At 58.8% G+C, this 24,949-nt stretch carries 26 protein-coding genes and 1 pseudogene; 7 read left to right on the forward strand and 20 right to left on the reverse strand.

The window, feature by feature from the left end:
- The 4 genes from ACZYSM_RS22070 to ACZYSM_RS22085 form a co-directional block, all read right to left on the reverse strand.
- Entirely contained in the window at positions 1-675 is a 675-nt protein-coding gene (locus tag ACZYSM_RS22070) for a cysteine hydrolase family protein (RefSeq protein ID WP_489074568.1), read from the reverse strand.
- A 135-nt stretch (positions 676-810) separates the two neighbouring features.
- Complete coding sequence (locus tag ACZYSM_RS22075; RefSeq protein ID WP_489074570.1) at positions 811-969, reverse strand: hypothetical protein; 159 nt, start codon at positions 967-969, stop codon at positions 811-813.
- Positions 970-1,047: 78 nt separating this feature from the next.
- Positions 1,048-2,091, reverse strand: coding sequence for an LLM class flavin-dependent oxidoreductase (locus tag ACZYSM_RS22080; RefSeq protein WP_489074572.1), 1,044 nt, complete (start codon positions 2,089-2,091; stop codon positions 1,048-1,050).
- Positions 2,092-2,283: 192 nt separating this feature from the next.
- On the reverse strand, positions 2,284-2,769 hold the full coding sequence (locus ACZYSM_RS22085) for a flavin reductase family protein (RefSeq protein ID WP_489074574.1): 486 nt from the start codon (positions 2,767-2,769) through the stop codon (positions 2,284-2,286).
- 263 nt (positions 2,770-3,032) lie between these two features.
- On the opposite strand from ACZYSM_RS22085, the pseudogene ACZYSM_RS22090 reads away from it, so the two are divergent.
- A pseudogene (locus ACZYSM_RS22090) lies at positions 3,033-3,310 on the forward strand (cytosine permease); the annotation flags it as partial.
- Between the two features lie 135 nt (positions 3,311-3,445).
- Here the strand turns inward: ACZYSM_RS22090 and ACZYSM_RS22095 are convergent.
- The 5 genes from ACZYSM_RS22095 to ribBA all read right to left on the reverse strand — a co-directional run bounded on the left by ACZYSM_RS22095 (position 3,446) and on the right by ribBA (position 8,826).
- Entirely contained in the window at positions 3,446-4,600 is a 1,155-nt protein-coding gene (locus tag ACZYSM_RS22095; RefSeq protein WP_489074576.1) for an ABC transporter ATP-binding protein, read from the reverse strand.
- Positions 4,601-4,617: 17 nt separating this feature from the next.
- Complete coding sequence (locus ACZYSM_RS22100) at positions 4,618-5,427, reverse strand: ABC transporter permease (protein WP_489074578.1); 810 nt, start codon at positions 5,425-5,427, stop codon at positions 4,618-4,620.
- 6 nt (positions 5,428-5,433) lie between these two features.
- A complete protein-coding gene (locus ACZYSM_RS22105) occupies positions 5,434-6,378 on the reverse strand; it encodes an ABC transporter permease (protein ID WP_489074699.1) in 945 nt (314 codons plus the stop codon).
- Positions 6,375-7,400 carry an ABC transporter substrate-binding protein gene (locus ACZYSM_RS22110; RefSeq protein WP_489074580.1) on the reverse strand — a complete coding sequence of 342 codons (1,026 nt, stop codon included), beginning with the start codon at positions 7,398-7,400 and terminating at the stop codon, positions 6,375-6,377. The genes ACZYSM_RS22105 and ACZYSM_RS22110 overlap by 4 nt, the downstream gene beginning before the upstream one ends.
- A gap of 316 nt (positions 7,401-7,716) precedes the next feature.
- Positions 7,717-8,826 (reverse strand): bifunctional 3,4-dihydroxy-2-butanone-4-phosphate synthase/GTP cyclohydrolase II, encoded by a 1,110-nt coding sequence (gene ribBA / locus ACZYSM_RS22115; protein WP_489074582.1) that lies wholly within the window; start codon positions 8,824-8,826, stop codon positions 7,717-7,719.
- Positions 8,827-8,912: 86 nt separating this feature from the next.
- Between ribBA and ACZYSM_RS22120 the strand changes: the two genes are divergently transcribed.
- Positions 8,913-9,206, forward strand: a complete 294-nt coding sequence (locus ACZYSM_RS22120; protein ID WP_489074584.1) for a DUF1330 domain-containing protein — start codon at positions 8,913-8,915, stop codon at positions 9,204-9,206.
- Positions 9,207-9,221: 15 nt separating this feature from the next.
- On the opposite strand, the gene ACZYSM_RS22125 is transcribed toward ACZYSM_RS22120, so the two are convergent.
- From ACZYSM_RS22125 to ACZYSM_RS22160, 8 genes are all read right to left on the reverse strand, one after another.
- Positions 9,222-9,785, reverse strand: a complete 564-nt coding sequence (locus tag ACZYSM_RS22125; protein ID WP_489074586.1) for an NUDIX hydrolase — start codon at positions 9,783-9,785, stop codon at positions 9,222-9,224.
- Between the two features lies 1 nt (position 9,786).
- Positions 9,787-10,539 (reverse strand): GntR family transcriptional regulator, encoded by a 753-nt coding sequence (locus tag ACZYSM_RS22130; RefSeq protein ID WP_489074588.1) that lies wholly within the window; start codon positions 10,537-10,539, stop codon positions 9,787-9,789.
- A 90-nt stretch (positions 10,540-10,629) separates the two neighbouring features.
- On the reverse strand, positions 10,630-11,019 hold the full coding sequence (locus tag ACZYSM_RS22135; RefSeq protein ID WP_489074590.1) for a carboxymuconolactone decarboxylase family protein: 390 nt from the start codon (positions 11,017-11,019) through the stop codon (positions 10,630-10,632).
- A 34-nt stretch (positions 11,020-11,053) separates the two neighbouring features.
- The gene (locus ACZYSM_RS22140; protein WP_489074592.1) at positions 11,054-12,505 is read right to left on the reverse strand and encodes an NAD-dependent succinate-semialdehyde dehydrogenase; all 1,452 of its coding nucleotides are present in this window, start codon (positions 12,503-12,505) and stop codon (positions 11,054-11,056) included.
- A gap of 145 nt (positions 12,506-12,650) precedes the next feature.
- Positions 12,651-13,136: a flavin reductase family protein gene (locus ACZYSM_RS22145; RefSeq protein WP_489074594.1), complete on the reverse strand. Its 486-nt coding sequence runs from the start codon at positions 13,134-13,136 to the stop codon at positions 12,651-12,653.
- A gap of 12 nt (positions 13,137-13,148) precedes the next feature.
- On the reverse strand, positions 13,149-14,630 hold the full coding sequence (locus ACZYSM_RS22150; protein ID WP_489074596.1) for an aldehyde dehydrogenase: 1,482 nt from the start codon (positions 14,628-14,630) through the stop codon (positions 13,149-13,151).
- Positions 14,627-15,460 carry an alpha/beta fold hydrolase gene (locus tag ACZYSM_RS22155; RefSeq protein ID WP_489074598.1) on the reverse strand — a complete coding sequence of 278 codons (834 nt, stop codon included), beginning with the start codon at positions 15,458-15,460 and terminating at the stop codon, positions 14,627-14,629. The genes ACZYSM_RS22150 and ACZYSM_RS22155 overlap by 4 nt, the downstream gene beginning before the upstream one ends.
- A 25-nt stretch (positions 15,461-15,485) precedes the next feature.
- Positions 15,486-16,076, reverse strand: coding sequence for an amino acid synthesis family protein (locus ACZYSM_RS22160; protein WP_489074600.1), 591 nt, complete (start codon positions 16,074-16,076; stop codon positions 15,486-15,488).
- Positions 16,077-16,776: 700 nt separating this feature from the next.
- Between ACZYSM_RS22160 and ACZYSM_RS22165 the strand changes: the two genes are divergently transcribed.
- The 5 genes from ACZYSM_RS22165 (at position 16,777) to ACZYSM_RS22185 (ending at position 20,977) form a co-directional block, all read left to right on the forward strand.
- A complete protein-coding gene (locus ACZYSM_RS22165; protein ID WP_489074602.1) occupies positions 16,777-17,559 on the forward strand; it encodes a transporter substrate-binding domain-containing protein in 783 nt (260 codons plus the stop codon).
- 58 nt (positions 17,560-17,617) lie between these two features.
- Positions 17,618-18,346: an ABC transporter permease gene (locus ACZYSM_RS22170; RefSeq protein ID WP_489074604.1), complete on the forward strand. Its 729-nt coding sequence runs from the start codon at positions 17,618-17,620 to the stop codon at positions 18,344-18,346.
- Complete coding sequence (locus tag ACZYSM_RS22175; RefSeq protein WP_489074606.1) at positions 18,343-19,053, forward strand: ABC transporter permease; 711 nt, start codon at positions 18,343-18,345, stop codon at positions 19,051-19,053. The genes ACZYSM_RS22170 and ACZYSM_RS22175 overlap by 4 nt, the downstream gene beginning before the upstream one ends.
- Before the next feature lie 34 nt (positions 19,054-19,087).
- Positions 19,088-19,852 (forward strand): ABC transporter ATP-binding protein, encoded by a 765-nt coding sequence (locus ACZYSM_RS22180; protein WP_489074608.1) that lies wholly within the window; start codon positions 19,088-19,090, stop codon positions 19,850-19,852.
- A 225-nt stretch (positions 19,853-20,077) separates the two neighbouring features.
- Positions 20,078-20,977, forward strand: coding sequence for a polysaccharide deacetylase family protein (locus ACZYSM_RS22185; protein ID WP_489074611.1), 900 nt, complete (start codon positions 20,078-20,080; stop codon positions 20,975-20,977).
- A 46-nt stretch (positions 20,978-21,023) separates the two neighbouring features.
- On the opposite strand, the gene dsdC is transcribed toward ACZYSM_RS22185, so the two are convergent.
- The 3 genes from dsdC to ACZYSM_RS22200 form a co-directional block, all read right to left on the reverse strand.
- Positions 21,024-21,953 carry a DNA-binding transcriptional regulator DsdC gene (gene dsdC, locus ACZYSM_RS22190; RefSeq protein ID WP_489074613.1) on the reverse strand — a complete coding sequence of 310 codons (930 nt, stop codon included), beginning with the start codon at positions 21,951-21,953 and terminating at the stop codon, positions 21,024-21,026.
- 78 nt (positions 21,954-22,031) lie between these two features.
- Positions 22,032-23,384, reverse strand: coding sequence for a D-serine ammonia-lyase (gene dsdA, locus ACZYSM_RS22195; protein ID WP_489074615.1), 1,353 nt, complete (start codon positions 23,382-23,384; stop codon positions 22,032-22,034).
- A 37-nt stretch (positions 23,385-23,421) separates the two neighbouring features.
- The gene (locus ACZYSM_RS22200) at positions 23,422-24,765 is read right to left on the reverse strand and encodes a GntT/GntP/DsdX family permease (protein ID WP_489074617.1); all 1,344 of its coding nucleotides are present in this window, start codon (positions 24,763-24,765) and stop codon (positions 23,422-23,424) included.
- Positions 24,766-24,949: the final 184 nt, after the last annotated feature.

Genomic DNA, 24,949 nt, shown 5'->3' on the forward strand with positions numbered 1-24,949 from the left:
TCACTCCTGGCGCTGAAGGCTGGATTGGAAGCGGACAATGGTATTCGCCAACTCTTCAGGCTGGTGGGCGAACAGATCCGGGTGCTGAGGGGCGCAGCAGGTGAACTGCTCACCACTGAGCGAAAGCAGGAATTGTTCGCAGGTGAATAACTCAATGGAGTACACCCAGTTGGCCATGATCAGCAGCGCCGAGTAGTGCGCCGCCAAGGTGCTGGTGGTGCAGGCGTCGGTGATCAGCTGAATGCGATACCCCAACGCAAAGGCGTCGAACACCGTGGTCAACACACAAACATCGGTCAGCACGCCACTGATGATCAGCGTGTCGATACCCAGATGTTTAAGTCGTGCATCGAGGTCGGTCTGATGGAAGCCGCTGTAGCGATGTTTATCGATGACCTGCTCGTCCGGCCGGGGCGTCAGCGCGGTGATGATTTCTACCTGCGTGGTACCGGCTCGGTAGCTGCTCGGGCCACCGTCGTCGGACCTGGGCTCGCCGGGAGGCAAGCCGGCACCGTCGGCCTGATTGATATGTCGGGTGTAGAACACCGGGATAGAGCTCTGGCGGGCTGCCGTGAGCAATGCAACGTTGTGGGCGATGACCCCCTCGAAATTTTCCAGGGTGAAGCCATCTTCCTGTTGCATGTCGATGATCAAGAGCGCGTTTTTATTATTCATGAGCAAACCTGATGAAGAGCGGGGCGCAAACGGCGCGCCGCGCGGGCTCGATTAAATCGAGTCGAAGCAGAGTACACAGCGACCATGTTCGCCAGGCGAAGTCCGGTCAGGGTGCGGTTCTAACTCAGGGTTTACTCAGGTGATTATCAGCCAGAAGCCGTTCTGCTTGGCCGAAACGCAGGCGCGCAAGCGCTTGAGATGGATGTGCGAAGACGTCGATTCGCCACGCAGATACGCCAGTTCAGCGCCTGGTTCCGGGGAACTTTCAAGTGGCTTGAATCGACTGTTTATCATGAAAATCGACCATGACAGACAACGCTGATGGGGGACTGCCGGGCCCGTACTGATCCGGCAGCCTGCATGACTGCCGGCTTATTCGAATGCCGGCACGACGTGCTTGATAAACAGCTCCAGGGATTTCTTTTTCTCGGCGTGGGGCAAGCTGTTGTCGCACCAAAAGCTGAATTCGTCGACGCCCAGTTCCTGGTAGTACTTGATCCGTGCGATGACTTCTTCAGGGGTGCCGATCATCGTGTTCTTGTGGATGTTTTCCAGTTCGAACTCTGGACGGCCTTCGAACTTCTCTTCCGGGCTAGGCGCCAGGAATCCATTGACCGGCACTTGCTTGTTGCCGAACCAGGCGTCGAAGGTGCGATAGAACTTCGAGATGGCCTTGGCCCCGACTTTCCAGCCATCGGGGTCATCGACCGCGTGGACGTGGGTATGGCGCAGCACCATCAGTTGCGGGCGCGGTACGTCTGGATTGTTATCCAGCGCGGCCTGGAATTTGTTCTTCAGGTCGAGGACTTCTTCGTCGCCCTTCATCAGCGGCGTGACCATGACGTTGCAGCCGTTGGCCACCGCGAAGTTATGCGAATCCGGGTCGCGGGCGGCGATCCACATTGGCGGACCAGGCTTCTGAATCGGTTTCGGCACGCAGGTGGAGGTCGGGAACTTCCAGATCTCGCCGTCGTGGGCGTAGTCGCCTTGCCACAGGGCGCGCACCACCGGGACCATCTCCCGCAGGGCCTGACCGCCGGAGGAGGCAGGCATGCCGCCGGCCATACGGTCGAACTCGACCTGATAGGCACCGCGAGCCAATCCAACTTCCATCCGGCCATTACTGATCACATCGAGAAGGGCGCATTCGCCAGCGACCCGCAAAGGATGCCAGAACGGCGCGATGATCGTGCCGGCTCCCAGATGGATGGTCGTGGTGCGTGCCGCGAGGTAGGCCAGCAATGGCATCGGGCTTGGGGAAATGGTGTATTCCATGGCGTGGTGTTCGCCAATCCAGACGGTACCGAAACCACCGGCTTCGGCCAACAGGGTCAGCTCGGTCAGGTCTTCGAACAATTGGCGATGGCTGACTTGTTCATCCCAGCGCTCCATATGCACGAATAACGAAAATTTCATGACGCATACCTCGGATCTTTTGTAGTTGACCTGTCAGGTGCAGGTCTGATGCTTGAAGGAGCGCAGGGCGCTGCGGGTGTCTCTTGCCGATGTGCGAGCGAGCCCGGATTTCGGCGAATCGGCTTGTCGTATATTGGTATACCGTAATACGTAATGTCTACAAAATATTTCAGCGACCGCTCGTTCCAACACTCAAGCAAAGGCTGGCAGCGCGCCCATCTTGCCGCGGCAATACACCAGGGGGCGAGACTGTTGCTGCGGCACGATCAGGTTCTTCACCGCGCCGACCATGATGGCGTGATCGCCGCCTTCGTATTCACGCCACAGCTCACATTCGATAATCGCCGTGGCATTGCTCAGCAGCGGATTACCCAATTCGCTGAGGGTCCATTGGATGCCTTGCGCCTTGTCCTTGCCTTTGCGGGCGAAGGCATAGGCTTCATTCTGCTGCTCGCCGGAAAGCAAGTGAATGGCAAAGCGCTTGTTTTTTATCAGCACGGGGTAGGAGTCGGAGCTGTAGTTGGGGCAGAACAGCACCAAGGCCGGATCCATCGACAGCGAACTGAATGCGCTGGCCGTCAGGCCGACGATCTGCCCCTCGTCATCCAGCGTGGTGATGACCGTCACGCCAGAAGGGAAGGAGCCCATGACTAATTTGTAGACGTTCGCGTCGATCATTGGATGTTCCTCGTTCAGACGGTAGCGCTATGCGCCTTTTTGGAAGTTTTGTATGTCTGATGGTATACCGTAATACCTTCTTTGCAAATGGTTTTTACCTTAGGCAGACGAACGTCTATTTCGGCTGAGCGGTCAATGAATTCGGGGTTTCAAGGTCGTCAGGCGACTATTAATGAATCAGAGTTGCAGATCAGTTGGTCGGCAGAAGGCTGGATCAATCTTGTTATGATGTTGGAATACCATAATATGGTGATCGTCGATTCAAGCGCGGCCGCTATGACATGCCTCGATCTTCCGTTCCGATGGCGGGATCTACGGGCGTTTCAACCTGCATGCGATCGTCGCGTACTTTATCGGCATCGTGGTGCAGTTGCCGTTTGCCAACACTTCGTTGTACGTCGGGCCTTACGCCAATTTTATAGAAGGTGTGGACCTGTCGTGGCGGGTGGGGTTGGCAGTGACTTGTCCGCTCTATTACTGCTTGGCAACGCGCAATCAGACGTTGGTGAGCAAGGCGCAGCAGTTGAGCTTCGCTGACTGATCAATCCCGCTTCAAATGAAGGTGCCGCGCGTGTAAACGCCCGGCACCTTTTTTGTGGTGCGCCATGCCTGGCGCACCACAAAAAAGCCAACGCCCTTGGTAGAGGGCGTTGGCCTGGTTTGGCAGGGAAGGGTATCAGTGCGCCCCAGCCGCCTTGTTCAAATCACTTTCTGCCCACTGGGTGTAAACGCAGGCATCAGCCGTCGCCCAGCGCACACGCACCGGATCTCCGGTTTTAAGCGGCATGCCTGCAGCGGGCAATGCCTTGACGGTCATCGCCGTGCCGCCGGAGGTAACCACGCTGCAGGTCTGGCTTTCACCGAGGAACAACACTTCCGTGACCTTGGCCGAGACTTCGTTCCAGCCTGGCGCGAGGGGTTCGCTGGAGGCTTGTTCGACGCTCAGGGCCAGGGCTTTTTCCGGGCGAACCATCAGCAGCACTTCCTGATCGGTCTTTAGTCCCGAAGTCAGGCGGATCGACAGCGGTTGGCCTTCAAAGGTCGCCACGGCATTGCCCTGGGCCTTGAGTTTGAGGAAGTTCGAGTTGCCGAGGAACGAGGCGACAAAGGCATTCGGCGGGTTCTGATACAGGTCATAGCCGCTGCCAAGGCCAACGATCTTGCCATGACTGAAGATCGCGATGCGTTGCGACAAACGCATGGCTTCTTCCTGGTCGTGGGTCACGTAGACGATGGTGATGCCCAGGCGCCGATGCAACTGGCGCAGTTCATCCTGCAGGTCCTCGCGGAGTTTTTTATCCAGTGCGCCAAGCGGCTCATCCATCAGCAGAATGCGCGGCTCGTAGACCAGTGCCCGGGCAATCGCCACGCGCTGCTGCTGGCCGCCGGACAGTTGCGAAGGGCGGCGATGGGCAAACTGATCCAGTTGCACCAGTTTGAGCATGGCTTCGACCCGGCGCTCACGTTCGGCCTTGCCGAGTTTGCGGATGTCCAGCGGGAAGCCGATGTTGTCGCGCACCGACAGATGCGGAAACAGCGAATAGCGCTGGAACACCATACCGATGTCGCGCTTGTGCGGCGGCACATTGACCAGCGACTTGCCATTGACCTGGATCTCCCCGGAGCTGGGCGTTTCGAAGCCGGCCAGCATCGACAGGGTGGTACTTTTTCCGGAGCCACTGGAACCGAGGAAGGTGAGGAATTCACCGTCCTGGATGTCCAGCGAAATGTCGTCCACGGCGGCAAAGTCGCCGTAGTGCTTGTTCAGGTTGCGCAGGCTGACCAGGGTCTTGTTGTCCTGCTGTGCGGGGTCTTTGATCACGGCACTCATTGCTTACTCCCAGGCGCTCAAGCGCTGACTTCGTTGCGCCGGCGCACAGCGGCGGCGATCACCATGACCAGTACCGACAGCGCGATCAGCAGCGTCGAGGCGACGGCGATCACTGGGGTCAGGTCCTGACGCAAGGTGGTCCACATTTTTACGGGCAAGGTTTGCAGGGTCGGGCTGGCCATCATCACGCTGAGGACCACCTCATCCCACGACACCAGAAAGGCGAACAGCGCACCGGCGACCATGCCTGGGCGGATCGCCGGAAAGGTCACCTTGAACACCGCTTGCAGGCGTGAGGCACCACAAATCACTGCGGCATCCTCGATCGACTGATCGAACAGTTTCAGCGAGTTGATGATCGAGATAATGGTGAACGGCAACGCGACGATTACATGGCTGACCACAAAGGCGAACATCGTCCCGGTGTAGCCGAGTTTGAGGAACAACGCGTACACCGCCACCGCGATGATCACCAGTGGCACGATCATCGGCAGGGTGAACAGGCCATACAGCATCTCCCGTCCGCGGAAGCGTCCACGCACCAGGGCGAAAGCGGTCGGCAAGCCCAGCGCCACGGCAAAGATGGTGGTCAGGATCGCGACCTTGAGGCTGGCAAAGGCTGCATCCATCCAGTCGGCATTGGAAAAGAATTGCGTGTACCACTTCAGCGTCCAGCCCGGCGGCGGGAACACCAGCCACTGAGAGGAACCGAATGACAGCAGCACGATGAACACGATGGGCAGCAACAGGAACAGCGCGATAACCCCGGTGGTGAGGTAAAGGCTAAAACGCATGCGCCGGCTCATGGCATTGGAGGTCAATAACATGATGGCTTACCTCGAGTTGCTGGAGCCGACCGGGGATTCCGGTTGCAGCTTCAGGTAGAAGTAGAACAGCACCAGGGTGATCAGGATCAGCAAGGCTGCGCCCGCGCTGGCCAGGCCCCAGTTGAGGAACGATTGCACCTGCTGGATGATGAATTCCGGCAGCATCATGTTCTGCGCACCGCCGAGCAGTGCCGGGGTGACGTAGTAGCCCAGAGACATAACGAACACCATCAATCCGCCGGAGAACAGCCCAGGCCGACACAGCGGCAGGAACACCCGGAAGAAATTGCTCCACGGGCTGGCGCCGCAGATGGAACCGGCCTGCAACACCATCGGATCAATCGCTTGCATGGTCGCCTGCAGCGGCAGGACGATGAACGGAATCATGATGTAGCTCATGCCGATCACCACACCGGTCAGGTTATGCACCATCTCCAGCGGTTGATCGATGATGCCCATGGCCATCAAGGCCTTGTTGATCACCCCTGAAGCCTGCAGCAGTACCAGCCAGGAATAGGTGCGCGCCAACAGACTGGTCCACATCGACAGCAAGACAATATTGAGTATCCAGCGGCCCCAGCCACTCGGGACCAGGGTGATCGCCCAAGCCAATGGAAAGCCCAATAGCAGACTGAACACGGTGACCAGACCGGCTACCGCGAAGGTGTTGAACAGCACGTGGGCATACGCCGAGTTGGCGAACAGCTCGGCATAGTTGCCCAACCCCGGCGTTGGTTCGAGAACCCCGCGCAGCAGCAGGCTGATCAGCGGCGCGAAGAAGAACAGACCCAGGAACAGCAGTGCCGGCAGCAGGTTGCTGGCACCGCGCCAACGTTGGGTCAGTGGAGCGGAACGCTTCATTACCGCCGCCTTGGCTGGAGCCGGGACGGCGGCGCCAGTGGCGCCCCCGACCGGATTGGATTGACGGGACGCAGTGGCCGTCATTTTCATTTGAGCAGCCATTCGTTCCACCGTGTCGCGATGGTCTGACCATTCTTGGCCCAGTACGCGAAGTCGAGAGTGATCTGATCCTTAGCGTAGGCAGTTGGCAGGTTCGGTGCCAGTACTGAGTCCAGGCGTTGCACGCTATCGGTGTTGATCGGCGCATAGGCGGTCAGGTTGGAGAAGTCGGCCTGGCCTTTGGCGGAGCTGGAGTTGGCCAGGAAGCGCATGGCCGCATCCTTGTTTTTCGAGCCTTTGGGGATGACCAGAAAATCCGCCATGACCAGGTTCTGTTTCCAGCTCACACCGACCGGTGCGCCATCTTCTTGCAGGGCATGCACCCGGCCGTTCCAGAACTGACCGAGACTGGCTTCACCAGAGGCTAGCAGTTGCTGGGATTGCGCGCCGCCGCCCCACCAGACGATGTCTTTCTTGATGGTGTCGAGCTTCTTGAACGCGCGATCCAGATCCAGTGGGTAGAGCTTGTCGGCTGGAACGCCGTCGGCCAGCAGGGCCAGCTCAAGCACGCCTGGGCTCGGCCACTTGTACAGTGCGCGTTTACCCGGGAAGGTTTTGGTGTCGAACAGCGCGGTCCAGTTTTCCGGAGCGCTGGCGCCCAGCTTGCTCTGGTTGTAGCCGAGGACGAAGGAGAAGAAGAACGAGCCGACGCCGTGATCGGAGACGAAGCGCGGGTCGAGCTTGTCGCGCTGGATAACGTTGAAGTCCAGTGGTTCGAGTAAACCTTCAGCCGCTGCGCGCAAGGCGAAATCGGCTTCGACATCGACCACGTCCCATTGCACGTTACCGCTTTCGACCATGGCCTTGAGTTTGCCGTAGTCGGTTGGACCGTCCTGGACCACCTTGATCCCGCTGGCTTTGCTGAAAGGGTCGGCCCAAGCCTGCTTTTGCGCATCCTGGGTGGAGCCGCCCCAACTAACGAAGCTCATGCTGTCAGTCGCATTGGCTGCAGTGCAGGTAACCGCCAGAAAGCCTGCAGCGAGTAACGCGGTTGCACGTTTATTCAACACCATTTTTACGCCCTCATTTGTTGTGTTTTTGAGCGGGCTGTTGACGCCCGCCTATCGGGAGCAGTAGGTCCATCACAGGGGATAAATCGTCCGGTCTATGGAATATCATATTATGGTATTCCAAACTTTCTGCAAGAGCTTCACCTTACCAATTGTCAGCAGATGGCGATATTTTGTGCATCAGGTGTACGCAAAACCCTTGTAGGAGCGAGCTTGCTCGCGATGGACTCAAGGGCGCCGCGTTTTTTCAGAAAACGCGCGTTATCGTTAACGTCCATCGCGAGCAAGCTCGCTCCTACATTGGGATTGGGGTAGGGCGTCAGCCGGTAAACGGAATGCTCTCCACCACTTCCAGGTTGTACCCGGTCAAGCCGGCATATTTGAGCGGCGGCCCCAGATGGCGCAGTTTGCCGACGCCGATGTCTTGTAGAATCTGTGCCCCGGTACCGACTTCGGAGTAGATCCGCGATTGCGAGCGGGTGTATTGCCGAGGCGGTTGGATCAACTGTGGGATCCGCTCAAGCAGCGCCTGGGAGGACTCGTGATTGGCCAGCACCACCACGACGCCGCGACCTTCTTCGGCGACTTTTTGCAGTGCTGCCCACAACGTCCAGTTCGACGGTCCGGTGTATTCGGCACCCACCAGATCGCGTAGCGGATCAATCACATGCACGCGGACCAGCGTCGGGTCTTCTCGGCGGATATCGCCCATGACCATGGCCATGTGCACGCCGCCTTCGATCTTGTCCTCATAGCTGATCAGCCGGAACGTCCCGTGAACGGTGGGTAGTTCGCGCTCGCCGATGCGGGTCACAGTGTGCTCGGTGCTAAGCCGGTAATGGATCAGGTCGGCGATGGTGCCGATCTTGATGCCGTGGCGAGCCGCAAATATTTCCAGATCAGGTCGCCTGGCCATGGTGCCGTCATCGTTCATCACTTCAACGATCACCGAGGCCGGGGTGAAACCGGCCAGGCGCGCCAGATCGCAGCCAGCCTCGGTATGCCCGGCGCGGGTCAGCACGCCGCCTTCCTTGGCGCGCAGCGGGAAGATATGCCCCGGTTGCACCAGGTCTTGCGCGGTGGCAGTGGCCGCAACGGCGGCCTCGACGGTGCGGGCACGGTCGGCGGCGGAGATGCCGGTCGTGACCCCGGTAGCGGCCTCGATGGACACGGTGAAAGCGGTACTAAACGCGCTGCCATTGCTCGGTACCATCTGCTCCAGGCCCAGGCGCTGACAGTGTTCGTCGGTCAGCGTGAGGCAGATCAGGCCCCGTGCTTCGCGGGCCATGAAACTGATTGCCTGGGCGTTGCAGCGGTCTGCGGCGAGCAGCAGGTCGCCTTCGTTTTCTCTGTCTTCATCGTCAACTAACAGGACCATCTTGCCTTGACGGTAATCTTCGATGAGTTCTTCGATGCTGTTGAAGGCCATGCTCGGGCTCTCTGTGTCGCGAATGGTTGAAGGTTTGTGTTTATGGTATACCATAATACAAAATAAACCGAAATGACGAGGTCGTAATGAAGGCTTACTGGATTGCACATGTCGATGTCACCGACCCTGATCAATACGTTCAATACACCCAGCGCGCACCCGCAGCCTTCGCGTTGTATGGCGGCAAGCTGCTGGCCCGTGGCGGGCGTTCCGAGGCGATGGAGGGCAGGGCGACGCCGCAACGCAGCGTGGTGATCGAATTTGCGTCATACGAGCAGGCGCTGGCGTGCTATCGCTCGCCGGAATATCAGCAGGCGTGCCAGTACCGCCAGGGCGCAGCCAAGGCTGAAGTGATCATTGTCGAAGGGGTTGAAGCCTGAGGTTTGGTTGTTTGGTCAGCGGATGAAGTGGATTTTGCCGCTGTCATCGTTGCCCATGTAGATGCCGTAGACGCCCGCCTGGCGTTCCTCTATATAGCGTTCGAGGATCTGCCGGATGGCGGGGTAGTAGATGCTGTCCCAAGGAATGTCTTCGGGCGCAAAAAATCGACAGTCGAGGGTTTCCGGGCCGTATTGGCCAGTGTCCTCCATGGCGATGGCGCGGAAGATAATGTAGACCTCGCTGATCTGCGGCACGCTGAAGATCGAGTAGGGCGAGACGATTTCCGCGCGCACTCCGGTTTCTTCCCAGACTTCGCGCAGGGCTCCCTGCTCGGTGGTTTCGCCACTTTCCATGAAGCCGGCGGGCAGGGTCCAGGTACCGGGGCGCGGCGGGATCGCGCGCTGGCACAGCAGGTACTTGCCGTCCTGCTCGATGATGCAGCCGGCAATGATCTTCGGATTGACGTAGTGGATGTAACCGCAGCCGCGGCACATCAAGCGCTCATGGGTATCGCCCTGCGGTTGCTGGTGACCGAGGTCACCGCTACCGCATTGCGGGCAAAAGCGCGGGATGGGCATGTCAGCGACCTATGCGCGGTTCTTTGAGAACGATCGGTGCGACGATGTCACGCACCTTGTCAGTCTCGTTCTGCTTGAGCTTGAGGTAGTCCAGTGCGACCTTCGCGGCGGCACGGACGTGATCGACCGAGGCCTGATGCGCCGCCAGTGGATCGCCGCTCTTGATCGCCTCGACGATGCGTTCCATTTCCTGGTTGCTGACGCTACGGCGGTTTTCCTGGGACACCGAGGTGGCGCGCAAGTAGCTGATGCGTGCCTGCAACTGGCGTAGCTGGGTGGCCGCGATGTGGTTGCCCGAACCTTCCAGCAGTACATCGTAGAAGCCTTGTACCGAGTCGAGCACTTGTTGCAGTTCGCCGTCCTTGAGGGCCTTGCGGTTTTCCTCGAGGGCTTTTTCCAGGGCACGAATATCTTTGGCCTTGGCCCGCAGGGTGAACAACTGCACGATCAGGCCTTCGAGCACGCAACGCAGCTCGTAGATATCGCAGGCGTCTTCCAGGGTGATGATGGCGACGCTCGGGCCCTTGGCATCGGCGAACTCCACCAGGCCTTCGGATTCCAGGTGGCGCAGGGCTTCACGAACGGAGGTGCGGCTGACGCCCAGACGATCGCAGAGATCCCGCTCGACCAGACGGTCTCCCGGCAGAAGCTGGAAGTTCATGATGGCGCTTCGCAGTTTATCCAGCACGATTTCGCGCAGGGTAATAGGGTTGCGATTGACCTTGAAGCTGTCGTCAAGTGGCAGGCGTTTCATCGGGTCCGCTCTGAGTGTGGCTGTCCATGCAAAAAGAGCACTTTGATCGCTTCGATCATCAGTGCTCCGGTCAAATCAAACAGCCAGTAGTTAACTGGATGCCTCGGCGTCGGCTTCGGCGAATGCTTCACGGGCGAGACGGAAACTGTCTACGGCTGCGGGAACACCGCAGTAGATACCTACCTGAAGCAGGATCTCTCGTATTTGTTCACGACTCAGACCGTTACGCAAGGCGCCGCGTACATGCAGCTTGAGTTCGTGTGGCCGGTTGAGCGCCGAAATCATGGCCAAGTTTATCATGCTGCGTTCTTTAAGCGACAAGCCCTCGCGGCCCCAGACGTGGCCCCAGCAGTACTCGGTGACCATTTCCTGCAGCGGACGGGTGAAGTCGTCGGCGTTCTCGATCGATTTGTTCACATACTCCTGGCCCAGCACCTGAGTGCGGATGGCCAGGCCTTTCTGGTATTTTTCGTTGTTCATGTCAGATCACTCATGTTGGATCGGTCCTGCCGGATCAAAGTCCGCCCATCAGGGTGTATTTGAGTTCAAGGTAATCGTCGATGCCGTACTTCGAACCTTCACGGCCCAGGCCCGAGGATTTGATCCCGCCAAAGGGCGCGACTTCAGTGGAAATCAGCCCTTCGTTGATGCCGACCATGCCGTACTCCAGACCTTCGCTCATGCGCCACGCACGGCCCAGATCACGGGTGTAGCAATAGGCGGCGAGACCGAACTCGGTGTCATTGGCCATACGCAACGCGTCGCTTTCGCTGGTGAAACGGAACACCGCTGCCAGCGGGCCGAAGGTTTCCTCGCTGGCGACTTTCATCTGAGGGGTCAAATCAGCGAGCACCGTGGGCTGAAAGAAACCATGGCCCAAGGCATGCCTTTCGCCGCCACACAGCAGCCGCGCGCCTTTGGCCAGAGCGTCCTGCACATGGTCCTCGACTTTGGCCACCGCGCGCTCGTTGATCAGCGGGCCCTGGCTGACGCCTGCCTCGAAACCGTCGCCGACTTTCAGTTCGCCTACACGCTCGGCGAGGCGGGCGAGGAAGGCATCGTGGATACCGTCCTGCACCAGGAAGCGATTGACGCAGACGCAGGTCTGGCCGGCGTTACGGAACTTGGCGATCAAGGCTCCTTCAACCGCGCGCTCCAGATCAGCATCGTCGAACACAATGAACGGCGCGTTGCCGCCCAGCTCCAGCGAGACTTTCTTCAGTGTCGAGGCGCATTGGGCCATCAGCAGTTTGCCAATGGCCGTGGAACCCGTGAAGGACAGCTTGCGCACCTCGGGACTGCCGGTCAGCTCGGCGCCAATCGCCACCGCATCGCCCGTAATCACATTGAAGATGCCTGGTGGAATACCGGCCTGTTCCGCCAGAGCGGCCATGGCCAGTGCCGAGAACGGCGTTTCCGGTGCCGGTTTAACGATGCACGGGCAACCGGCCGCCAATGCCGGGCCGGCCTTACGGGTGATCATCGCCGCCGGGAAGTTCCACGGTGTGATGGCCGCGACGACGCCGATCGGTTCTTTGCTGACGACGATTCGCGCGTCGCCCTTGTGGCTCGGAATGGTGTCGCCGTAGATGCGTTTGGCTTCCTCGGCGAACCACTCGATGAAACTCGCGGCGTAGAGGATTTCACCCTTGGCTTCGGACAGTGGCTTGCCTTGTTCCAAGGTGAGGATTTCGGCCAGGGCGTCGGCGTTATCCAGCATCAAGGCGTGCCAGCGCTTGAGCAAGGTGCTGCGCTCCTTGGCGGTTTTTGCACGCCAGGCCGGCCATGCGGCATTGGCGGCAGCGATGGCTGCGCGCGCTTGCGTGGCGCCGAGGTTCGGCACATGGCCGATCACTTCACCCGTGGCCGGGTTGAAGATGTCCTGACAGACGCCATCGGGTGCATCCAGCCACTGGCCGTCGATGTAGGCCTGCTGGCGAAACAGTTGCAAGGCTGCTGGGCTCATGCGGGTACCTAAGAAAGTGGGGGGCGCTCTATGTGGGAGCGAGCCTGCTCGCGATAGCGGTGTGTCAGTCACATTGATGTTGAATGTGCCGCCGTCATCGCGAGCAGGCTCGCTCCCACATGTACCTGCGCCCAGAAGAAAAATATCAGGCCAAGGTGGGCAGCGGGCCCAGCTTGCCTCGGTGATAGATCATCGGCGTCACCGGCTGCTCGGGCAGGATCAGGTTCTTCACTGCACCAACGATGATTGCGTGATCGCCGCCATCGTATTCACGCCACAGTTCGCACTCGATGATCGCGGTCGCCTCGGCCAGCAACGGGTTGCCCAGTTCGCTCAGGTGCCATTCGATGCCTTTGGTCTTGTCCTTGCCTTTGCTGGCGAAGGCGTAGGCCAATGCCTGCTGATCTGCCGAGAGCAAATGGATCGCGAAGCGTTTGCTGTCGCGCAGGATCGGGTAGGTGTCGGAGGCGTAGTTGGGGCAGAACAGCACCAGCGCCGGGTCGATCGACAACGCACTGAAGGCGCTGGCGGTGATACCGACGATGCCGCCCTCAGGGTCGAGGGTGGTGACCACCGTGACCCCGGAGGGGAAGGAGGCCATCACCTCTTTATATATGCCAGGTTCGATCATCTCGGGTCATCCTCAACGCATGACAAAGGGGTCGGGCATCGGTGCCGACGAGAGGTTGATCCACACCGTTTTCAGTTCGGTATAGGCCAGCACCGAATCGATGCCGCTCTCGCGACCGTAGCCGCTGTTCTTGAAACCGCCGATCGGCGCCATGGCCGAGACCGCACGGTAGGTGTTGACCCAGATGATCCCGGAGCGCACGTCCCGAGCCAGCCGGTGGGCACGGCCCAGGTCGCGGGTCCAGATGCCTGCCGCGAGGCCGAACTGTGAGTCGTTGGCGATGGCCAGCGCCTCGGCCTCGTCTTTGAAACGGATCACCGAAGCGACCGGGCCGAAGACCTCTTCCTGCATGATCTTCATCGAATTGCGGTCGCATTCGAACAGGGTCGGCTCGTAGTACCAGCCGTCGCTGTCCATTTGCGGACGCTTGCCACCCAGGCGCAAATGGGCGCCTTCGGCGATGGCGTCGGCCACCAGACCTTCGACCACAGCCAGTTGCTGGGCGGTGGCCATTGGGCCCATTTCGCTGCTGTCATCCTGCGGGTTGCCGATGCGGATGCGCTTGGCGCGTTCCACCAGACGCTCGACGAATTCGTCGTAGATCTCGTCCTGCACCAACAGTCGCGAGCCGGACACGCAGCTCTGCCCGGAAGCGGCATAGATGCCGGCGATGGCACCGTTGATCGCGCTGTCGAGGTCGGCATCGGCGAAGATGATGTTCGGTGATTTGCCGCCGAGTTCCAGCGACAACTTGGCAAAGTTCTCGGCACTGCTGCGCACTACATGACGAGCCGTAGCCGCGCCGCCGGTGAAGGCAATCTTGCGCACCAGTGGGTGGCGGGTCAGGGCGGCGCCGGTGCTGGGTCCATAACCGGTGACGACGTTGACCACACCCGCTGGAATACCGGCTTCGAGGGCCAGACGGGCCAGTTCGAGGATCGTTGCCGAGGCGTGTTCGGACGGCTTGATCACAATGGTATTACCCGCCGCGAGGGCTGGCGCCAGTTTGATCGCGGTCAGGTACAGCGGGCTGTTCCAGGGAATGATCGCGGCGACCACGCCCATCGGTTCATGCACGGTGTAGGCAAACAGGTCGGGCTTGTCCAGCGGCAGGGTGCCGCCTTCAAGCTTGTCGGCAAGGCCTGCGGTGTAATGGAAGAACTCGGGCAAGTAGTTGACCTGACCGCGGGTCTCGCGGATCAGCTTGCCGTTGTCGCGGCTTTCCAGTTGCGCCAATTGCTCTTTGTTCTCGGCGATCAGATCACCGAGACGGCGCAGTAATTTGCCCCGGGCGGTGGCGGTCAAACCGCGCCAGGCCGGGCTTTCGAAAGCCTTTTGCGCAGCCTGTACGGCGCGCTCGACATCGGCTTCGTCAGCATCCGGCAGTTCGGCCCAGGCTTGGGCCAGTGCCGGATTGAGGCTTTCGAAGGTCTTGCCGGAGAGGGCATCGACCCATTGTCCGTCGATGCACATCTGGAAGCGTGCGAGTGTCATGCAACGATCCCCTTTATTTGATTTTGTCGGGTTTGCGCCGTGTTGAGAAAGTCCAGCAGCACCTGATTGACCAGACGCGGCGACTCTACCGGCATCATATGCCGTTGCTCGTGGAGCACGGCAACTTGCGCGCCGGGAATCCGTTCGGCCAGTTGTTGGGCCATTTGCGGCGTCGAACCCGGGTCTAGCTCACCGGTGGCGATCAGCGTCGGCACCTGGATACTGCCCAGGTCCTCGGCGCGGTACATGTCCTGGGTGGCAAACAGCTCATAAGTGGTCAGATAACCTTGCGGATCATTGCCGGCCAGGGTCTGGCGAATCGCCGCGATCTGTGCCGGATTGGCCGCCTGATACTCTCGGCTGAACCAGCGTGAGAGCGCCGCTTCGGCATTCGCATCCGGGCCATGTTCGGCAGCCTGACTGGTCCTCTCGATGACCCCGGCGCGCTGTTCGGCGCTTCGGTTAAACACGCTGTTGAGCACCACCAGCCCGAGCAAATGCTGCGGGTAATGCAAGGCGAAGGCTCGCGCCACCAGCCCGCCCATGGAAAAACCGATCACCGTGGCTTGCGGCAGCTGTAAATGCTCGAGCAGTTCCAGTAACTGATCGGCATAGCCGAGCAGCCCGGTACCCGATGCCGGGCGCGGACTTGCGCCATGCCCGAGCATGTCGTAGGCAATAACCCGGTAATGAGGAGCGAGACCAACGATCTGGCCGCCCCACATTTCTTTATTCAGGCCCACGCCGTGGATCAATACCACGGGTTGGCCTTGGCCGGTCGCCAGATAACTGGTGCCGGCCGGGGTGAGTTCAGCGCTGAGCCGAATCATGGATCGCTCCTGCAAATCTTATGAGTTACTGGGCTTTCTCAGCGGCCAGTTCTTCCAGATCGATGTAGCGGTTGCCGATGCGTGGGTGCAGGCGACCGCCGTTGGCGCAACCGAGGACGACGACAATCTCGTCCGAGCGCGGCGCGTCTTCGATCTGCATTTCCAGGGTGATGTAGTGCGAACGCAGACCTTCGTCGTCCTTGTGCATCATCGGAATCTGGATCGAGGTGCCCGGGCCACCGCGCTTGTTGGTGAAGCTCAAGTAACTCTTGGCGTTCACCGCTTCGCGGTAGTGGTTGCCGAAACGAAGGGTGTGGATCACCGCAGAAGCGTGCTCGATCTCGCCGTCGGCACCGACTACAGCAGCCTTGCCGTAGGCTTCGATCTTGTCTGCACCACCGATCGTGGCCACCAGACGCTCGACCATCAAAGCCCCCAGATCGGAGCAGTTGGCACGAATTTCCGGCTTGAGGTCTTCAACAAAACCACGGCCCAGCCATGGGTTCTTCATGACAACGGCCAGGCCGACCATGGTCACTGGGGTGTCAGTGGCTTTGCCGCCTTCGATGAAGGTTTCTTCCACGTAGCTGACGATCTTGCGAATTTCGAAACTCATGAGCGACTCCGTATGAGAGAGGGGATGTGTTTGTCGTATGATGGTATACCATAATATTGTGTATGCAAGCGTCAGCTGCAAGTTCATCGAAAAGGAAGTCGACGGAAGGTAGAACGGGCAGGGGAAAGCAGGGGGAACGCGTTATGCGCGATTCCATGCATTTGGAGAGTGGGGTGAGGGCTGGTGAGATAGAGAGGCGGCCTGCTGGAAGAGAACCACTAAGGACTGGCAATCATTCGTGAACGTGCATCGACCATCGGTGCGCGGTTGTCGATCGAAACCATTCGACCCCATGTTGAGTAGCTGCCAAGGGGTATTTCCGCGCGCACTTACCCATCTCAAATTGTTACCGGACGTACCTGCACGGTGTAAAACGGTGCTCCGGTAACAGCCGCACGCGCTTCTCAAGAATCTTCGATAATTTATTGGTCGTCTCGTAAGCCCTGTTCTAGACGCTTACTGCCTATTAAAAAGACTTTTTTGAACGTCCAGTCAACGAGTTGGCCGTTTGATTGCATATGCTTGTACGTACAAGTATGCGTATGTGCGTAAGAGTCAATGGGGCGTCTTGTCGCACAAGTGGTTTTAAAACACTTGTTCGGAATTTTGGTTCGGAAATTTCTGCGTTCATAGAGTCGTACGCGTTCCAGTAACAGTACTTATGCGCCACAAGCGCTCATATCGGTTTTGGGAATTGAATATGAAAAAAGCATTGCTGACCCTTTCTGCACTGACTTTATGCATGGCTACAGGCGTAGCGCTGGCCAAAGAATATAAAGAGCTGCGTTTTGGGGTCGACCCTTCCTACGCACCGTTCGAGTCCAAAGCGGCTGACGGTAGCCTGGTGGGTTTCGATATTGATCTGGGCAATGCGATCTGTGCCGAGCTGAAGGTCAAGTGCAAATGGGTCGAGAGCGATTTCGACGGTACGATTCCAGGCCTGAAGGCCAACAAGTTCGACGGCGTGATCTCTTCCATGACCGTGACTCCCGCCCGCGAGAAAGTCATCGACTTCTCCAATGAGCTGTTCTCCGGCCCGACTTCTCTGGTTTACAAGAAGGGCTCCAGTATCGGCATTGATCCAGAATCCCTTAAAGGCAAAAAAGTCGGCTACGAACAGGGCACCATTCAGGAGGCCTATGCCAAGAATGTGTTGGACAAGGCAGGGGTGGAAACCAAGGCCTACGCCAACCAGGACCAGGTTTACGCTGACTTGATTTCTGGTCGACTCGACGCCTCGATCCAGGACATGCTGCAAGCCAAGCTGGGTTTCCTGAAGTCGCCACAAGGTGCTGATTTCGAGGTCAGCAAGGCGGTCGACAGTGAGTTGTTACCCGCTAAAACGGCGGTGGGTATCGCCAAAGGCAACACGGAGCTCAAGGCGTTTATCGATAAAGGCCTAAAGGCGTTACACGATGACGGCACTTACGACTCGATCCAGAAGAAACACTTCGGTGATCTGAGTCTCTACAGCGGCAAGTAACGCCCCGGCGCCCATTCTCAAAATGGGTGCTTTTTTTTGATTGCCAAAGGCCTGACCCATGTTCGAAAACCTATTGCAGACTCTGGGGCTTTCCGCCTTCAGCTTGAAGGGTTTCGGTCCTCTGCTGATGCAAGGCACCTGGATGACCGTCAAATTGTCGGTGTTGTCGCTGTTGTTGAGCGTTTTGCTCGGCCTGATCGGCGCCAGTGCCAAGCTTTCAAGCGTCAAGCTGTTGCGTGTTCCGGCTCAGCTCTACACCACGCTGATTCGCGGGGTGCCGGATCTGGTGCTGATGCTGCTGATTTTCTACAGCCTGCAAACCTGGCTGACCAATCTCACCGTGGCGCTGGAGTGGGACTATATCGAGATCGATCCGTTCAGCGCCGGGATCATTACCCTGGGGTTCATCTACGGCGCCTATTTCACCGAGACCTTTCGCGGCGCGATCCTCGCCGTACCTCGCGGGCAGATGGAAGCCGCAACCGCCTACGGCTTGAGTCGCACCCAGCGCTTTCGCTTCGTGGTGTTCCCGCAAATGATGCGTTTCGCCCTGCCAGGCATCGGCAATAACTGGATGGTGATCCTCAAGGCCACGGCGCTGGTGTCGATCATCGGCCTCGCCGATCTGGTCAAGGCTGCTCAGGATGCCGGCAAAAGCACCTATCAACTGTTCTACTTTCTGGTACTGGCGGCATTGATTTACCTGCTGGTTACCAGTGCCTCAAACGTCGTCTTGCGTTGGCTAGAACGGCATTACGCGGCGGGTTCCCGGGAGGCTGTACGATGATTGAACTACTGCAGGATTACTGGAAGCCCTTCCTCTATAGCGATGGCTACCACATCACCGGCCTGGCGATGACGCTGTGGCTGCTCAGCGCCTCGATCTTCATCGGCTTTCTGGTGTCGATCCCACTGTCCATCGCCCGGGTTTCACCCAAGCTTTACGTACGCTGGCCGGTGCAGTTCTACACCTACCTGTTCCGCGGTACGCCGCTCTATATCCAATTGCTGATCTGCTACACCGGGATCTACAGCCTCGCCGCAGTGCGCGCGCAACCGGTGCTCGACGCGTTCTTTCGCGATGCGATGAACTGCACCATCCTGGCCTTCGCCTTGAACACCTGCGCGTATACCACGGAGATTTTCGCCGGTGCGATCCGCAGCATGAACCACGGTGAAGTCGAGGCGGCAAAAGCCTATGGCCTGACCGGCTGGAAGTTGTACGCCTATGTGATCATGCCCTCGGCCCTGCGCCGTTCGTTGCCGTACTACAGCAACGAAGTGATCCTGATGCTGCACTCGACCACCGTGGCCTTCACCGCGACCATCCCGGATATTTTGAAAGTTGCACGGGACGCCAACTCGGCGACCTTTTTGACCTTCCAATCGTTCGGCATTACCGCGCTGATCTACCTGAGTGTCACCTTTGCGCTGGTCGGCTTGTTCCGCCTCGCTGAACGCCGATGGCTGGCCTTTCTTGGCCCTGCTCACTAGGACTTCTACTTCCCCTTTGAGGATGCTTGCGCACATGTACAAACTGACGATTGAAGACCTACATAAAAGTTACGGCAGCCACGAAGTACTCAAGGGCGTCTCTCTGAAAGCCAAAACCGGTGATGTGATCAGCTTGATCGGCGCCAGCGGTTCGGGCAAGAGCACCTTTTTGCGCTGCATCAACTTTCTCGAAACGCCCAACGACGGCGCCATGACCCTGGACGATCAGCCGATTCGCATGGTCAACGATCGACACGGTATGCGCGTGGCCGATGACGCTGAACTGCAACGAATCCGCACCCGTCTGGCGATGGTGTTCCAGCACTTCAATCTGTGGAGCCACATGACGGTGTTGGAAAACATCACCATGGCCCCGCGCCGGGTGATGGGTTGCAGCAAAAAAGACGCCGAAGACCGTGCCCGTCGTTACCTGGACAAAGTCGGCCTGCCGTCCCGCGTCGCTGATCAATACCCGGCGTTTCTCTCCGGCGGTCAGCAACAGCGAGTCGCCATCGCTCGGGCCTTGGCCATGGAACCGGAAGTCATGCTGTTCGACGAGCCAACCTCGGCCCTCGACCCGGAACTGGTGGGCGAAGTGCTCAAGGTCATTCAGGGGTTGGCCGAAGAAGGTCGCACCATGATCATGGTCACCCACGAAATGAGCTTCGCTCGCAAAGTGTCAAACCAGGTGCTGTTTCTGCATCAGGGGCGAGTCGAAGAACAGGGCGCACCCGAAGACGTACTGGGCAACCCCCAGAGCGATCGGCTGCGACAGTTCCTCAGTGGCAATCTGAAATAGGTCCTTTCTCCGTACAACACCTTTGAGCGACTGGCCAGTTGCTCAAAGGTCAGTTGTCTGCCTGGTGCAGTTGAGCCCGTGTTTCTTGCGCGGGTGAAGCGCAGCTTTCTCACTCAGATCCGGACAAAATCAGCGGGTGCCTGATTCGCTATCCGTCTAGAGGGGGTGGTGTCGCTGTCTTCGCTGACGTGGGAAACTGGGTCGATCTGGACTAAGGCAAAAAACATGAAACAGATCGTCACCGCTTTATCAGCGCTCGCTATTGCAGTCGGCCTCTTCGGTTGTATCAGCCAGCCGATCGCAATGACGCCGCAGACTGAGCAACGTTTGCACTCGCAACCCCCAATACGTTTTCTGCTGACCTTTGACGACGGTCCAAGCGCGTCCGGATTTTACAATCCGACGGTCTCCATTCTCGACGATCTTGCGCATAATCCGGTGCAGTCGGGCATCAAAGCGGTCTTTTTTGTGCAGAGTCGTGCGACAGGGGCGGGCGGCAGCGAACGGGGCCGGGAAATCATGCACCGTGAAAATGACGAAGGCCATATGCTGGGCTTTCACACCGCCACGCCGGGGCATACCAATCATCGTTCGCTGAGCCCGGAAAAACTCGAACAGTCGCTCACGGAAGGCAGCGCGGACATTGCTGCGATCACAGGCGCGGCACCGATTCTCGTGCGCCCGCCATTCTGGAATTACGATAAACGCACCTTCGCCGCGTATCAGCAGCATGGCATGCATGTTTTGCTGACGGATCTGAGCGCCAATGACGGCAAGATATGGGGTTATAACTTCAGTCTGCGCAGACGTTCCAACATGCTCAGGCAATTGTCCGAGGTGCGCGAGCGGATCGCTGCTGGAGAGCTGCCGACGGTCGATGCCGCTATTCCGGTGGTGGTGACGTTTCACGACCTCAATCGCTACACCTCCCGGCATATGCAGGAATATCTGCAGATCCTGATCGACAGCGCGCGCGAGACAGGTGTGGCAACCGCAGCCAAGCCTTTTTACGACGATCGCTCAGAGTTGCAGCGTGCCGTCATGGCCCGCACTGTTACCGATAGTTCCGAACCTGTCCATTTGCCAGGGTTCTGGAACTGGTTTTGGAATAGCAATTCGGATTAAGACGGATAAGCAGGTCTGGCGCCGGCGAAATCTTTTTCGCCGGCGGTTACGCACATTCGTGCAGCCAGTCAATCAAGACCTGGACGCGCTTTGGCACGGGATTGCGCTGAGGGTGGACCAGGAAATAATCGTAACGCCCGGGCTGGGTAAAACCGCCAAAGGGCAGAATCAACTCACCTTGATCTATTCGTCGTTGCACCAGGCGCTGGCGACCGATTGCTATACCGACATTATTGATCGCGGCGGTAACGCATAAGTCGGAACGATCAAAGGTCAGGCTTTTTTCCGGTAGCCACGCTTGCATGCCTTGATGCCCGGCCCACAGCTGCCACTCTGCATCGTACACGGCGTTTTCCCAGGCCAGGGCGTCGTGCAGAAGGGTGCAGGTGCGCAGGTTTTCGGGGTTCTCCAGCAAACCATGTCGATGAGCGTATTGAGGGCTGCAAACGGGGGCGATGGTTTCGCTCATCAGTTTATGGCTGACCAGGCCAGGGAATTCGCCGTTGGCATACAGCAGGGCCAGGTCGATGTTCTGGGTGCGGAAGTCGATGTTGTCGTTTCCGACGCGGATATCTAATGAGATTTGCGGGTAGCGTTCGTGAAAATCTGCCAGGCGTGGCACCAGCCAGCATTGAGCGGCTGAGGGACGAGAGTAGAGCGCGACTGAGCCGGATATTTCCGCGTCGGGGGAGGGTTGCAGCGCCTCCGTCAATTCGTCCATGACGCCTTGCAGAATCATGAACACGCGTTCGCCTTCGACCGTCAGCCGGACTTGCCGTGTCAGGCGCTCGAACAGGCGCAGTGACAGGGCGCGTTCGAGTTTGCCAATGCGATGGCTCACGGCACTCGGTGTCAGGCACAGCTCTTGTGCGGCCAGGGAAAAGCTCAAGTGTCGAGCCGCCACCAGAAAGGTATGCAGGTTGGCAAACTGCGTGCTATTGATTTGGGCCCCAGGTCGGGGGGGAAGGTTCAGCATCAATAGGGTACTCCGCTGGCGAAAATCGATGGATCCGTGCCCCTGCATTGAGCACGGGCACGGACCGACGATCAAGGTTTATTGCTGTGCCAGAAGCTCCCGCCCTTTAGTCAGGTAGGCGTCCATTTCTTCGTTGGGCACCATGCTGCCTCCAGTGCCCCATACCAGATGGGTGGCATTGGCCAGACGAGACTCGGTCAGGTTCAGGCGCTCTCGATAACCCTGTTGCTCCTGCAGAACCCTGATCAGGCCAGGAACGCCTGCCAGCGCGGAGGGTTCTAGTTTAATGCCTTCGGTCGATTCCATCAGGGCCAGCAGGCGGTACATTTCCTCATCGCTGATCGTGTAGTAACCGTCGAGCAAGCGTTGCATCGAACGACCGACGAAACCGGACGGTCGACCCACCGCCAAGCCATCGGCCGCAGTGCTGTTGTCGATGCCGAAGTCATAGACCGAGACCGCATCATGCAGTCCGGTATACACCCCCAGCAGCATGCAGGGTGAGTGAGTTGGCTCGGCGAAGATGCAATGCACTGCGTCGCCAAAAATGTGCTTGAGGCCAAAGGCAACGCCGCCAGGGCCACCGCCTACGCCGCACGGCAGGTAAACGAACAGAGGATGCTCTTGATCGACGGTGATGCCCGCCGCCGTCAGCTGTCGCTGCAAGCGTTCAGCGGCCACGGCATAGCCCAGGAACAGGTTGACCGAGTTTTCATCGTCGACAAAATGGCAGTGCGGATCGGACTCCGATTGTTTACGGCCTTGCTCGACGGCCACACTGTAATCGGACTCGTACTCCATCACGGTGACCCCGCACGAGCGCAACTTGTCTTTCTTCCATTGCCGCGCGTCGGCGGACATATGCACGGTGGCCTGAAAGCCCAGACGGGCACTCATGATGCCGATGGACAGCCCAAGATTGCCGGTGGAGCCGACGGCAATACTGTACTGAGCGAAAAATGTGCGGGCTTCCTCGCTGTCCAGTTTCGCGTAGCTGTCGCCGGGTTGAATCAGGCCCGAGGCGAGAGCCAGGTCTTCGGCATGCTTGAGTACTTCGTAAATCCCGCCACGGGCCTTGATCGAGCCGGAGATCGGCAGCAGGTTGTCGGCCTTGAGCCACAAGGCGCCCTGTGATGCCTGCGGGTATTGGCTGGCCAACGCCGCCTGCAATTTAGTCAGGGGCAAAATCTCGGACTCGATGATGCCGTGACTGGCGTTGGTCTGAGGAAAAGCCGACATGATAAACGGTGCAAAACGCTCAAGCCGTGCGCTGGCATCAGCGATATCGGCGGCGGTCAAGGCCACGTCGCTCAACGCCTGTGCGGTAGGGGCGAGGGCAGGGTTGAACCAGGTGGTTTCCTTCAGGTTCACCAGTTCGGCGATCAAGGGATGGCTTTCGCACCATGTTTCGATGGTTTTATCCAGGATCATCTTGTTACTCCAGACTTTTAATTGCAGACGGACGGGCTTACACCCAATGCGACAACAGCAGTGTCATCCCCAGGGCGACGACTGATGCGAGCACGGTACCGGCGGTAAATTTTTTCAGCGCATCACTCAGGGATACGCCCAGGTATTCCTTGACCACCCAGAAAGCCGAGTCAGTCACGGTGGTCCAGCCGATAGCGCCGGCACCGATGGCGATCACCATGAGTTCGCGGTTTTGCCCTGGCATGGCGTCCAGGATCGGCAGAATCATGCCAGCAGCGCTGACCATTGCCACGGTTGCCGAGCCCACGGCCAGGTGCATCAGGCCGGCGACGAGCCAGGCCAGGAGGATCGGATTGATGTCCCAGTGCCCCAGGGTGCTGGCGAGGACTTTGCCGACGCCGCTGTCGATCAGCACGCCATTGAACGCGCCACCGGCGCCGATGATCAGCAAAATATTCGCCAGCGGGGTGAAGCAGCTCTGGGTCAAGACCTGCAGTTGCGCCATCTGCAAGCCACGGCGCAGTCCCAGCGCCCAGTAGGCAAAGATCACCGCGATCGCCAGGGCGGTCAGGGGGTTGCCGAGGAAGCTCATCAGGCTGTACAGGCTGGAGCCTTGAGGCAGGCTCATGACAGCCAACGTCTTGCCGACCATCAGCAGCAGCGGCAAGAGGATAGTGAACAGGGTCAGTCCCAGGCCTGGCAGCTCTCGGTGCGGACTCAGGACGCAGCGTTCATCCAGAAAAGCCTGTTGGCTAGCGGGCGCAGTGCGCGAGCAGACCAGGTTGACCCAGACAGGGCCGGCGATGATGGCGGTCGGCAAGCCGACGATCAAACCGTAGAGGATGACGGTGCCGACATCGGCGCCAAGCATCTTGGTAATCGCCATGGCGGCAGGATGGGGCGGTAGCATGCAGTGCACGGTCATCAGCGAAATGGCCAGCGGTATTCCGACATACAGAATGTTGAGGCGGGTTTCCTTGGCGACGACGTAGATCAGCGGGATCAGCAAGACAAACCCCACCTCGAAGAACACCGGGATGCCTACGACGAAGCCAACCAGCATCATCGCCCATGCGGCGCGCTGTTCGCCCAGGGCATTGAGCAATGCCTGAGCTATGCGCTCGGCGCCACCTGACTCTTCGAGCATTTTGCCGAGAATACTGCCCAGGCCGATGATCGCTGCGAGGAAACCCAGCGTGCCGCCCATGCCTTTTTCAAAGGATTCGGCAATGCTCGGCAAGGGCATACCGGCCCCGGCGCCGACGACAAAACTGGCCAGCATCAAGGCCAGGAAGGAATGAACTCTGAATTTGACCACCAGCACGATGATCATCACGATCGCTGCCAGTAGTATCAGTAATAGACCCGCATTTTCTTGCATGACGACCCCTTATTATTTTATTGAGCGCGTTAGCCCGCATACCTCACGGTGCGAGGGATTAAGCGCCAGCGCTGAAGGGGTTTACAAAGGATGGTTTTTCAACGGATGGGTGATCGGATATCACCTATGGGGGAGGGGGTTCCCCATGCCAGATTCAGTGAAGAATCTGACATGAGGAGGCACG

The organism is Pseudomonas sp. F220, from assembly GCF_057813935.1.

Coding starts and splice junctions, on each gene's coding strand:
- ACZYSM_RS22120 (WP_489074584.1), top strand. CDS start 8,913: ATGAAGGCTTACTGGATTGCACATGTCGATGTCACCGACCCTGATCAA.
- ACZYSM_RS22165 (WP_489074602.1), top strand. CDS start 16,777: ATGAAAAAAGCATTGCTGACCCTTTCTGCACTGACTTTATGCATGGCT.
- ACZYSM_RS22070 (WP_489074568.1), bottom strand. CDS start 675: ATGAATAATAAAAACGCGCTCTTGATCATCGACATGCAACAGGAAGAT.
- dsdC (WP_489074613.1), bottom strand. CDS start 21,953: ATGCTGAACCTTCCCCCCCGACCTGGGGCCCAAATCAATAGCACGCAG.
- ACZYSM_RS22125 (WP_489074586.1), bottom strand. CDS start 9,785: ATGCCCATCCCGCGCTTTTGCCCGCAATGCGGTAGCGGTGACCTCGGT.
- ACZYSM_RS22080 (WP_489074572.1), bottom strand. CDS start 2,091: ATGAAATTTTCGTTATTCGTGCATATGGAGCGCTGGGATGAACAAGTC.
- ACZYSM_RS22180 (WP_489074608.1), top strand. CDS start 19,088: ATGTACAAACTGACGATTGAAGACCTACATAAAAGTTACGGCAGCCAC.
- ACZYSM_RS22160 (WP_489074600.1), bottom strand. CDS start 16,076: ATGAGTTTCGAAATTCGCAAGATCGTCAGCTACGTGGAAGAAACCTTC.
- ACZYSM_RS22095 (WP_489074576.1), bottom strand. CDS start 4,600: ATGAGTGCCGTGATCAAAGACCCCGCACAGCAGGACAACAAGACCCTG.
- ACZYSM_RS22110 (WP_489074580.1), bottom strand. CDS start 7,400: ATGGTGTTGAATAAACGTGCAACCGCGTTACTCGCTGCAGGCTTTCTG.
- ACZYSM_RS22105 (WP_489074699.1), bottom strand. CDS start 6,378: ATGAAAATGACGGCCACTGCGTCCCGTCAATCCAATCCGGTCGGGGGC.
- ACZYSM_RS22145 (WP_489074594.1), bottom strand. CDS start 13,136: ATGATCGAACCTGGCATATATAAAGAGGTGATGGCCTCCTTCCCCTCC.
- ACZYSM_RS22155 (WP_489074598.1), bottom strand. CDS start 15,460: ATGATTCGGCTCAGCGCTGAACTCACCCCGGCCGGCACCAGTTATCTG.
- ACZYSM_RS22170 (WP_489074604.1), top strand. CDS start 17,618: ATGTTCGAAAACCTATTGCAGACTCTGGGGCTTTCCGCCTTCAGCTTG.
- ACZYSM_RS22140 (WP_489074592.1), bottom strand. CDS start 12,505: ATGAGCCCAGCAGCCTTGCAACTGTTTCGCCAGCAGGCCTACATCGAC.
- ACZYSM_RS22200 (WP_489074617.1), bottom strand. CDS start 24,765: ATGCAAGAAAATGCGGGTCTATTACTGATACTACTGGCAGCGATCGTG.
- ACZYSM_RS22100 (WP_489074578.1), bottom strand. CDS start 5,427: ATGTTATTGACCTCCAATGCCATGAGCCGGCGCATGCGTTTTAGCCTT.
- ACZYSM_RS22135 (WP_489074590.1), bottom strand. CDS start 11,019: ATGAACAACGAAAAATACCAGAAAGGCCTGGCCATCCGCACTCAGGTG.
- ACZYSM_RS22185 (WP_489074611.1), top strand. CDS start 20,078: ATGAAACAGATCGTCACCGCTTTATCAGCGCTCGCTATTGCAGTCGGC.
- ribBA (WP_489074582.1), bottom strand. CDS start 8,826: ATGGCCTTCAACAGCATCGAAGAACTCATCGAAGATTACCGTCAAGGC.
- ACZYSM_RS22075 (WP_489074570.1), bottom strand. CDS start 969: ATGATAAACAGTCGATTCAAGCCACTTGAAAGTTCCCCGGAACCAGGC.
- dsdA (WP_489074615.1), bottom strand. CDS start 23,384: ATGATCCTGGATAAAACCATCGAAACATGGTGCGAAAGCCATCCCTTG.
- ACZYSM_RS22150 (WP_489074596.1), bottom strand. CDS start 14,630: ATGACACTCGCACGCTTCCAGATGTGCATCGACGGACAATGGGTCGAT.
- ACZYSM_RS22175 (WP_489074606.1), top strand. CDS start 18,343: ATGATTGAACTACTGCAGGATTACTGGAAGCCCTTCCTCTATAGCGAT.
- ACZYSM_RS22085 (WP_489074574.1), bottom strand. CDS start 2,769: ATGATCGACGCGAACGTCTACAAATTAGTCATGGGCTCCTTCCCTTCT.
- ACZYSM_RS22130 (WP_489074588.1), bottom strand. CDS start 10,539: ATGAAACGCCTGCCACTTGACGACAGCTTCAAGGTCAATCGCAACCCT.